Genomic DNA, 9578 nt, shown 5'->3' with positions numbered 1-9578 from the left:
CCGCTACGACCTGTCCCACCTGACGGCGCTGACCGACGCGGTGCTGAGCACCGGCACCACCGGGCTCGACGGCGGCTTCCTGTCCGGTCCGACCGGCCACCACGCCTTCGCCTACGAGCTGCCCGGCCAGCTCACCCACCCGGCCGCGTACGAGACGCTGCCGCCCGAGACGGTCGGCAACACCCGCGGGCTGCTGGTGCGTTCGCGGCTCAGCCCGGCGCTGGTCGACTGGGCGCTGGACGGCTCCGGCCTGGAGATCGACACCAAGGCGTTCAGCGCCTGGCTCACCGAGCGCCAGCGGCGCGACGGCCGGCCGCCGCTCGACCGGGACGCGATCCGCGAGCTCGCGGCCGGCTACCGGGCCGGCTGAGCACCTGCCCGCCGCGCCGCCCGCCGCCCACGCACGGCACCCCCGCGCCGAACCCCCCGTACCGAACCCCCTGCACCGAACCCCCCGCGCCGACCCATCGAGAGACCGACCCGCCAGAGAAGGAGAACACCGTGTCGCTGCTCACCGGATCGTGCCCCGAGTGCGAGACCGACCTGAAGACGCCGCCGCTGGTCGTCGGCGAGACCGTCTCCTGCCCCGAGTGCCTGCTGACGCTCCGGGTCGAGGCCGTCGAGGACGGTGTCCTCACCTTCGAGACCGTCGAGGTCCAGCTGCGCGACTGGGGCCAGTAGGGCGCGCGTCCGACGGTCCCCGCCGCGCGCCGGCCGTCGGACACGCCCCGGGCCGGTACCAGGGCTGCCCCCGCAGGGCGGCCCCGATCGAGAGGAAGGCACGTATGGGCGGCAGAATCGCCGTCGTCGCGGACCGGATCAGCTGGGAGGAACGCCGGCTGATCGAAGCCGCACCGCAGTTCGGACTGCATCTCGCATGGGTCAACGACGAATCGCTGTGCCTCGGCGCACCGGGCCCGGAGTCGCTCAGCGGCTTCGACGCCCTGCTGGTCCGCAGCCGCAGCTACACCCGGGGAGGCCTGCTGGCGACCGCCGCGGCGGAGACCGGCATCCCCGTGCTCAACAGCCCCGAGGCGATCCACGCCTGCGAGAACAAGCTGGCGCTGCGCTCCCTGCTGCGCTCGGCCGGCGTACCGGTACCGGACTTCCGGCTGGTCGTCTCGCGCAAGGACTTCACGCGCGCCCTGGAGGAACTCCCGCTGCCGCTGGTCCTGAAGCCGGTCTTCGGCGGGCTCGGCAAGCGGGTCACCCTGCTGCGCGACGCGGACACCGCGCAGTCGGTGTACGACTACATCGAGGACCTCGGCCACGCCTTCGAGCAGGCGGCACTGGTGGAGCCGTATCTCGGCTCGACCTCGGTGCGCTGCCTGGTGGTGGGCTCCGAGATCGTCGGCGCCGCCGAGTTCGAGAGCGGCGGCGAGGACTGGCGCAACAACGCGGCGCTCGGCAACCACCGCAACCGGGCGCTCGCCCACGACCCGGCCGTGCAGGCGATCGTCGACGGGGTGCTGGGCGTCCTCGGCCCCGGCATCTACGGCGTCGACCTGTTCCGCACCGGGTCCGGCTACCTGGTCAACGAGGTCAACCACGCGCCCGGGTTCCGGGCGGTGGCCGGCGTCACCGGGGCGGACGTCGCCGGGGCGGTCGGCCGCCACCTGCGGGAGGTGCTCGGATGAGCGCGCCGCGCGAACCGATCCGGGTCGGCATCATCGGCGCCTCCGGTCTGGCCGGCGGGGAGCTGCTGCGGCTGGTCCTGCAGCACCCGCACCTGGAGCCGACCTTCCTGGGCGGCAACGCCAGCGCCGGGCGGCGCCCCTCCGAGCTGCACCCGGGCCTGCGCCAGGAGCTCGGCCTGACCATCGAGCGGCCCGACCCGGACGTCATCGCCGAGCGCTGCGACGCGGTGTTCCTGTCCACCCCGGCCCCCGCCTCGGCGGAACTCGCCGCCGCGCTCGCCGACCGGGTCGAGTCGGTGGTCGACCTCAGCGGGGCGTTCCGGATCCGCTCCCCCGAACGGCACCGGCGCTGGTACCCCAAGGTCGACCGCTCCGAGCAGCTCGCCGACCGCTTCGTCTACGGGGTGCCCGAACTGATCGGGGAGCAGCTGGCCGGCGCCGCACTGATCTCGCTGCCCGGCTGCTACGCCACCTCCATCACCCTCGGCCTGGCCCCGCTGGTCCTCGGCCTGGGCCTGAACCTGCGCCAGGTCGTGGTGGACGGCAAGAGCGGCTCCAGCGGCGGCGGCCTGCACCTGCGCACCGCCGACCTGCACCCGTTCCGCAGCGGGGCGATCGCCCCGTACTCCCCCACCGGGCACCGGCACGGCGCCGAGGTGGCCGACTTCCTGGAGCGCGGCAAGCCGGGCCGGATCGGCTCGCTGTCGATGTCCGCGTACGGGGTGTCGAACGTGCGCGGACTGCTGACCAGCAGCTACGTGTTCACCAACGACGAGGTCGACCAGCGCACGCTGTCCCGCGCCTACCTGCGGTTCTACAAGGGCCACCGCTTCGTGCGGGTGCGCCGCCCGGACGAGACGGCGATCCCGGTGCCGGACCCGCAGGCCGTCCTCGCGTCCAACTACTGCGACGTGACGGTGCTGCACGACCCCGAGGGCGGCCGGATCGTCGTCCTGGGCGCCCTGGACAACCTGGTGAAGGGAGCGGCCGGGCAGGCCGTGCAGGCGCTGAACCTGCGCTACGGGCTGCCCGAGGAGACGGGGCTGACCATGCAGCCGGTGCTGCCGGCATGAGCGGCGGCGGGGAGCCCGGAGCGGCCGCCACGGTGGTCAAGCTCGGCGGCAGCTGCCTGGAGGAGCTGTCCGCGGCGTGGTGGGACGACCTGGCCGCGCTCGCCCGCGGCGGGCCGGTGGTGCTGGTGCACGGCTGGTCGCGTCCGCTGCGCCGGCTGCACGAGCGCTACCGCGACCCGTCGGCGCTGCTGCGCGACCGGTACGGCAACCAGAGCCGGTGGACCACGCCCGAGGTGCTGGCCGACATCGCGGTGGTCAGCGCCGAGCTGGGCGCGGGCGTCCTCGGCCGGCTCGCCGAACGCGGCGTGCGGGCGGCCCGGTTGACCGGCAGCGACGGACTGCTGCAGGCGGGGCCGGGCGAGCGCTGGTGGTGGCGGGGCCAGGAGCTGGTCGAACTGGACAACCTGGTCGGCCCGATCACCGGTGTCGACCCCGCTCCGCTGCGCGCGGCGGGGCTCGCCCCCGGACGCAGCGTGCTGGTCACCCCGCTGGCCCGGGACCCGGACGGGCGGGTGGTCAACACCGACGGCGACCGCGCCGCGGCGGCGGTGGCCGGCGGCGCGCGGGCCGGGGCGCTGGCGCTGGTGACGGACGTGCCGTTCGTGCTGGTGGAGGGCGAGCCGGTGCGGCACTTCACCGCGAAGGAGGCCGCGGACTTCCGCGACCGCGGCGCCACCGGCGGAATGCGCAAGAAGCTGCGGGCGGCCGGCGAGGCACTGGACCGCGGCGTGCCGCGGGTGATCATCGGCAACGCGCCGGTGTCGGAGCTGCTCTCGGGCGGCACCGGCACCGTGATCACGCGCGACTGACCGCCGCCGGGCGGGCCGTGCGGCCGTCCCCGGACGGCCCGCCCCGCGGCACGACCAGGTGGTGTGGAGCACTTGAAAGGAGCAGGCGCACGTGACGTCTCCCCGGGTACTCGTGGTCAACAACGGGACCCTTTCGCTGAACCAGCTCTGCCGGCGCTTCGAGGCGCTGGGCGCGGTGGCCGACCCGGTGCACGTCACCGAGCTGCCCGCGCGGCTGGACGGCCGCTACCAGGCGCTGGCCCTGAGCGGCACCAAGGTCCGGGCCTTCGACGGCGGCTTCTACCGGCGGCTGATCGGACTGGTCACGGAGTCCTCCGTCCCGGTCTTCGGGATCTGCGGCGGCATGCAGATCATCGGGACCGCGGCCGGCGCGGAGCTGAAGGAGGGCGGGCAGCGGGTGGGCGCCCACGAGGTGCAGCTCAAGACCGACGACCCGCTGTTCGCCCACGCCCGGCCGACCGTGTCGCTGTTCCAGCGGCACACCCTCTACCTGCAGGACGCGCCGCCCGGCTTCCGGACCATCGGCTGGTCGCAGGACGCGCCGGTGGAGTTCATCCGCTCCGAGGACGGCCGCGTCTACGGCTCGCAGGCGCATCTGGAGTTCCGCCGCGACGGCCTGGACATCCTGCGGGGCTTCGTCGACCTGATCGGCTGACCGGCCGCCCCGCGCGGCCCGTCGCCACCGGACCAACGCTCGACCGAACCGTCGAACCGTCGAACCATCGATCTGAGGTGCACTGAGATGAGCATTGTGGACATCGACCCCGCGGCCGCAAGCGGCGCGCAGGAGCAGGACCCGGCCTTCGTGGTGTCGCTGAACGGCGCCGGCAGCCCGGTCAGGGGCTGGGTGGTCGTCGACTCACTGGAGAACTCGCTGGCCATGGGCGGCACCCGGCTGACCGCCTCGGTCACCGAGGAGGAGGTGCGCGGCCTGGCCCGCGGCATGACCGAGAAGCTCACCCTGGTCGGCCTGCCGATCGGCGGGGCCAAGGCGGGCATCGTCGCCACCGAGGAGCAGCGCGACGAGGCCCTGCGCAGCTTCGGCCGCACCGTCGCGCCGCTGCTGCACGGCGGCATCCACCTGGGCTGCGACCTGGGGGTCACGCCCGCCGACCGCGCGGTGTTCTTCGCCGAGGCCGGCTACGACCCGCAGCGCCGGGTGGGCCTGCCGTACCCGTGGCGCACCTACTACGAGCCGCTGGTGGACGCCACCGGGCACGGGGTCGGCGTGTCGGCGGTGACCGCGCTGGAGGTGCTGGGGCGCAGCGAGTCGGCGCGGGTGGTGGTGCAGGGCTTCGGCACGGTGGGGCGGGCGGTGGCGCAGTTCCTGGAGGACCGCGGCCACCGGATCGTGGCGGTGGCCGACGTGCGGGGCACGGTGAGCGCCGAGCGGCTGCCGGTCGCCGAACTGCTGTCGGTCACGGACGGGTTCGGGCGGATCGACCACGCCCGGCTGCCCGACGGCGTCACGGTGTCGACGGAGCCGGACGCCTGGCTCGACGTGGACGCCGACATCCTGGTGCTGGCGGCGCAGAAGGACGCGGTCAACGCGGGCAACGCGCACCGGGTGCGGGCCGCGCTGGTGGTCGAGGGCGGCAACCTGACGTCCAGTGCGGACGCGAAGGCGAAGCTGGCGGCGGCCGGGGTGACCCTGGTGCCGGACGTGGTGGCGAACGTCGGCGGCGCGGCGGCGGCCGGTCTGGCGCTGACCCGGACGGTGCCGTTCGAGCTGCCGGGCGACGCCCGCAAGCAGTGGGTGTTCGACTGGATCGGCGACCGGGTGCGCGACAACACCCGGGACCTGCTGGAGATCGCGGCCGGTGCGGCGGGCGACCCGCTGCCGGCCCTGCTGGCGGCCCGCCGCCAGGACCGCCGGTGACGGCGGCGGGGACGGCGGGCGAGCCTGCGGCCGGCACTCCGACCGGCCCCGCGCCGGAGCTCGGGGCGGCGTCCGGCCCGGTGCCGCCCCGGCCGTCGGCCGCCGAGGGCGAAGCGGCCCTCGCCGTCTGGTACCGGCAGCGCGGCTGGTGGCGGGACGGGACGTTCCTGGACGACCTGCGGCGCCAGGCCCGGCTGCGTCCGCGCAAACTGGCGATCGCCGGGCGGCGGATCTCCGGCGCCCGGACCGACACCCTGGACTACGCCGAGCTGAACCGGCTGACCGACCGCTTCGCCGCCGCCCTGCTCGAGCTGGGGGTGCGGCGCGGCGACTTCGTGGCGGTCCAGCTGCCCAACCGGTGGGAGATGGTGCCGCTGATCTTCGCCTGCGCGGCGGTCGGGGCGGTGATCTGCCCGATCTCGCCGATCTGCCCGGAGGAGGAGCTGCGGCACCGGCTGGGGCTGACCGAGGCGCGGGTCGCGGTGACCGTCCCGGACTGGCAGGGCGAGCCGCTGGCCCCGGTGATCGCCGGGCTGCGCCCGGAACTGCCGGCCCTGGAGCACGTCCTGGTGGTCGGCGGGCCGGTGCCGGAGGGCGCGGCGGACTTCCATGCGCTCGTCTCGGCGCGGGCCGCGGAGCGGGAGCGGACGCCGCTGCCGGAGGACCTGGCGCTGCGGGCGGACGACCCGTTCGTGGTGCTGTTCACCTCGGGCACCACCGGCGAGTCCAAGGGTGTACTGCACAGTCAGAACACCCTGCACGCCGCGGCCCGGGGGTACGTGGACACCTTCGCGCTGGACGACGGGCTGGTCGCCGCGGTCTCCACGCCGCTGGTGCACTACTCGGGCTTCGTCCAGGGCGTGCTGGCGGGGGTGCTGCTGGGCGGGACCACGGTGTTCCAGGACGAGCGGGACAACCCGGCGCTGCTGGACCTCGTGGAGCGCTACCGGGCCACCCTGCTGTACGGGCCGCCGGCCACCCTGGCGGACGTCCGCGACGCGCAGCGGGCCGAACCGCGGGACGTCGGTTCGCTGCGGCGGGTGGTGATCGGCTCGGCGCAGGTGCTGCCGTACCTGGTGGACGACCTCTGGGAGACGCTGGGCACCCGGACGTACTCGCTGTGGGGCATGTCCGAGAACGGTCCGGTGACGGTGACCCGGCCCGCCGAGCCGTTCGACTGGGCGGCGCACAGCAACGGGCGGCCGATCGACGCCATGGAGGTCCGGATAGACCCGACCGGGGTGCCGGGGGACCCGGCGGGCTCCGGCCGGCTGCGGGTGCGCGGCGCCGGCCAGTGCCTCGGCTACTACAAGCGGGACGACGTGTACGCGGCCGAACTGGGTGCGGACGGCTGGTTCGACACCGGGGACCTCGCCCGGCACGACGGGGCGGGCGGCATCCGGATCATCGGGCGGGCCAAGGACGCCATCCGGCGCGGCGGGCGGATCGTGCCCGTGGTGGAGCTGGAGGCCGCCCTGGCCCGGCACCCGGCGGTGGCCGAGGCCGCGCTGGTGGGCCTGCCCCCGGAGGCGGCACCGGAGGCGGCACCGGACGGCGGGGAGCAGGACGCGGTGATCCTCGCCGTGGTGGTCGCCGCGCCCGGCGGCCCCGCACCGACACCCGCCGAGCTGGCCGGGGCGGTACGCGCCGCCGGGTACGGCGACCTGTTCGTACCGGGCCGGGTGGAGGTGCTGGCGCGGCTGCCGAAGACCCTCACCGGCAAGGTCCGCAAGGCGCAGCTGCGGGCCCGGTACTCCGCACCGGCGGCGGACTCGGCGGACGGGGCTTCGGCGGCCGCGGCGGACGGGGGGCGGTGATGGCGCCGCAGGTCGCGGTGTCCGTCTCCGCCACGCTGGCCGCCGACGAACTGCTCGCCCGCCGCCGGGCGGCCGGCGAACGCGTCCTGGTGATGGCCAGCGGCGAGATCGGCCTACCGGTGCACCCCGCCCTGCGGGAGCGGCTGGCCGCGGCCGCCGGGCTCGGCGCGTACGGCCCGGTGGCCGGCAGCGCCGAACTGCGGGAGGCCGCGGCGGGCTGGTGGCGCCGGCGCGGGGTGCCCGCCGACGCCGGACGGGTGGTGGCCGGGCCCGGCAGCAAGGCGCTGCTGTTCGCCGTCCTGCTGGCGGTCGGCGGGGACGTCGTGGTGCCGGTGCCTGGCTGGGTCAGCTACGGGGCGCAGGCCCGGCTCGCCGGGGTGCAGCCGCTGCCGGTGCCGGTCCGGCCGGGCCACGGCGGGGTGCCCGACCCGGAGCGCCTGCGGGCTGCCGTGGTCGCCGCCCGGGCCCGCGGGCGGCAGGTGGGCGCGGTGGTGGTGACGGTGCCGGACAACCCGACCGGCACCGTGGCCTCCCCCGCGGTGGTGCGCGAACTCGCCGAGGCCGCACGGGACCTGGACCTGGTGGTGATCTCCGACGAGATCTACCACGAGCTGGTCTTCGACCCGTCGGCGCCGGCCGTCTCGCCCGCCGCCTTCGCCCCCGAGCGGACGGTGGTGACCACCGGCCTCACCAAGAGCCTGGCGCTGGGCGGTTGGCGCACCGGCGCGGCCCGCCTGCCGCTCGGCGGGGCGGGCGCCGCCCTGCACGGGCGACTGGTCGGCGTGGCCAGCCAGCTGTGGTCCAGCCCGCCGGCCCCGGTGCAGGCCGCGGCGGCGTACGCCTTCGACGAGCCGCCCGAGCTGATCGCGTTCATCGGCGCGGCACGGCGCCTGCACGCGGCGGTCGCCGGGGCGCTGGCCGGGCAGCTCACCGCGGCGGGCGCCCTGCTCGCCCCGCTGCGGGCGACCTGCTACCTGTATCCGGACTTCGAGCCGCTGCGCGCGCGGCTCGAACACGAGCACGGGATCCGCACCGGCGACGCCCTGGTGGAACTGCTGCTGGAGCGGCACGGGATCGGGGTGCTGCCCGGCAGCGCGTTCGGCGAGGAGCCGGGGGCACTGCGGCTGCGGGCGGCCACCAGCCGTCTCTACGGCAGCACCGACGAGCAGCGGCGGGCGGCCCTGGACTCCGCCGACCCGGTGGCCCTGCCGTGGATCCGGGACGCGCTGGCGCACACCGGGCAGGCCCTCGCCGCGCTCGGCGGCCGTCCGGAGTGACCGCCCGGACGGTCGCCGCCCGCGCCGGGCCGGGCGGAACAGCACTGCACGACAGCTACCGATGGATTGTCGAGAACGGCTAGGAGGCCGATCAGCATGTCGATCCTCTTCGAGGTCGAGTACGAGGGCGAGCGGTACGCGGGGCTCGGGCTGCCGGGCGCGGGCGAGCCGCTGCGCCTGCACCGGGTGGGCGAGGGGCAGTTGCGGGAGGCGGTCGCGGCGGGCGGGAGCGGCGCGCAGCTGGCCGCCGCAGTGGCCGCCGGGCCCGGGGTGGCGGTGCCGGCCGACGACCCGGGGCTGCGGTTCCTGCCGCCGCTGCTGCCGGCGGTGACCGGGGACGCGCTGTTGAGCGGGTTCATGCGCACGCACCGCTCCAAGTTCGAGGGCGAGCCCACCGAGGGCGAGGAGTTCGTGCCGCCGAACTGGTTCTTCAAGGGGTTCGGCTCCTGGCTGCGGCTGCCCGGTGACGACCTGGTGGTGCCGGCCTCCGCGGTGGCGCTGATCGAGGAGCCGGAGGTGGCGCTGGTCTACGTCAACGACGCGCAGGGGCAGCCGCACTACGCCGGCTACACCTTCGCCAACGACCTGTGCGACATCGGGCTGCACCTGAGGAACCCGGGCTGGAACCCGTACTGCAAGCTGTCCGACACCTCGATCACGCCGTGGCTCTTCCTGGGCGAGCCGCCGAAGGCGGTCAACGGCCGGGTCACCATCGAGCGCGACGGGCGGACGGCCTGGGAGGGCGACTTCGACTGCGGCGAGGACGCCCTGTACTTCACCGCCCGCCGGATGGCCGAGCACCTGTTCAGCTACCCGGCGGTGCGCCGGCCCGGGCTGGTCAACTACGTCCTGCTGGGCGCCGACAAGGCGAGCTTCCACGACGGCTTCCGGATCGCCGACGGCGACCGGGTGTCGATCGCGGTCAAGAGCCACGGGGTCGAGCTGGCCAACGCGATCCGCTACGTCCCGGTGGAGCAGCCGGTCGCGTCCTGAGCCCGGCCGGTCGTGCTCCGACCACCGCCGGACTCCTCCCGGGTCGGCCGGTCGCGCCCCGACCGCGACCGGGCACGGCCGCCGGGGCCTCTC

Annotated in this window: 9 protein-coding genes and 1 pseudogene; all 10 read left to right on the top strand. The window is 75.6% G+C overall.

What is annotated here, in order from left to right; translation table 11 throughout:
- Positions 1-370, top strand: a pseudogene (locus ACWGB8_RS36410) (isopropylmalate synthase); the annotation flags it as partial.
- 131 nt (positions 371-501) lie between these two features.
- Complete coding sequence (locus ACWGB8_RS36405; protein ID WP_452217956.1) at positions 502-681, top strand: lysine biosynthesis protein LysW; 180 nt, start codon at positions 502-504, stop codon at positions 679-681.
- Positions 682-785: 104 nt separating this feature from the next.
- Positions 786-1637, top strand: a complete 852-nt coding sequence (locus ACWGB8_RS36400; RefSeq protein WP_452217955.1) for an ATP-grasp domain-containing protein — start codon at positions 786-788, stop codon at positions 1635-1637.
- Positions 1634-2710: an N-acetyl-gamma-glutamyl-phosphate reductase gene (argC, locus tag ACWGB8_RS36395; RefSeq protein WP_452217954.1), complete on the top strand. Its 1077-nt coding sequence runs from the start codon at positions 1634-1636 to the stop codon at positions 2708-2710. The genes ACWGB8_RS36400 and argC overlap by 4 nt, the downstream gene beginning before the upstream one ends.
- Complete coding sequence (locus tag ACWGB8_RS36390; RefSeq protein ID WP_452217953.1) at positions 2707-3519, top strand: amino acid kinase family protein; 813 nt, start codon at positions 2707-2709, stop codon at positions 3517-3519. The genes argC and ACWGB8_RS36390 overlap by 4 nt, the downstream gene beginning before the upstream one ends.
- 91 nt (positions 3520-3610) lie before the next feature.
- A complete protein-coding gene (locus ACWGB8_RS36385; RefSeq protein ID WP_452217952.1) occupies positions 3611-4174 on the top strand; it encodes a type 1 glutamine amidotransferase in 564 nt (187 codons plus the stop codon).
- Between the two features lie 87 nt (positions 4175-4261).
- Positions 4262-5398, top strand: a complete 1137-nt coding sequence (locus ACWGB8_RS36380) for a Glu/Leu/Phe/Val dehydrogenase dimerization domain-containing protein (protein ID WP_452217951.1) — start codon at positions 4262-4264, stop codon at positions 5396-5398.
- Positions 5395-7215 carry an AMP-binding protein gene (locus ACWGB8_RS36375; RefSeq protein ID WP_452217950.1) on the top strand — a complete coding sequence of 607 codons (1821 nt, stop codon included), beginning with the start codon at positions 5395-5397 and terminating at the stop codon, positions 7213-7215. Before ACWGB8_RS36380 ends, ACWGB8_RS36375 begins: the two co-directional genes overlap by 4 nt.
- Entirely contained in the window at positions 7215-8492 is a 1278-nt protein-coding gene (locus ACWGB8_RS36370; RefSeq protein WP_452217949.1) for a pyridoxal phosphate-dependent aminotransferase, read from the top strand. The genes ACWGB8_RS36375 and ACWGB8_RS36370 overlap by 1 nt, the downstream gene beginning before the upstream one ends.
- A 96-nt stretch (positions 8493-8588) precedes the next feature.
- Positions 8589-9485: a fumarylacetoacetate (FAA) hydrolase gene (locus ACWGB8_RS36365; protein WP_452217948.1), complete on the top strand. Its 897-nt coding sequence runs from the start codon at positions 8589-8591 to the stop codon at positions 9483-9485.
- The last annotated feature ends 93 nt before the right edge of the window (positions 9486-9578 follow it).

The organism is Kitasatospora sp. NPDC054939 (assembly GCF_053610105.1).
The sequence above is the reverse complement of the archived record's forward strand: the minus strand, read 5'-3'. Positions and strand labels throughout refer to the sequence as shown.

What these genes read in the sequence shown, in the direction of transcription:
- ACWGB8_RS36400 (WP_452217955.1), top strand. Translation starts at nt 786, where the DNA reads ATGGGCGGCAGAATCGCCGTCGTCGCGGACCGGATCAGCTGGGAGGAA.
- ACWGB8_RS36380 (WP_452217951.1), top strand. Translation starts at nt 4,262, where the DNA reads ATGAGCATTGTGGACATCGACCCCGCGGCCGCAAGCGGCGCGCAGGAG.
- ACWGB8_RS36370 (WP_452217949.1), top strand. Translation starts at nt 7,215, where the DNA reads ATGGCGCCGCAGGTCGCGGTGTCCGTCTCCGCCACGCTGGCCGCCGAC.
- ACWGB8_RS36390 (WP_452217953.1), top strand. Translation starts at nt 2,707, where the DNA reads ATGAGCGGCGGCGGGGAGCCCGGAGCGGCCGCCACGGTGGTCAAGCTC.
- ACWGB8_RS36365 (WP_452217948.1), top strand. Translation starts at nt 8,589, where the DNA reads ATGTCGATCCTCTTCGAGGTCGAGTACGAGGGCGAGCGGTACGCGGGG.
- argC (WP_452217954.1), top strand. Translation starts at nt 1,634, where the DNA reads ATGAGCGCGCCGCGCGAACCGATCCGGGTCGGCATCATCGGCGCCTCC.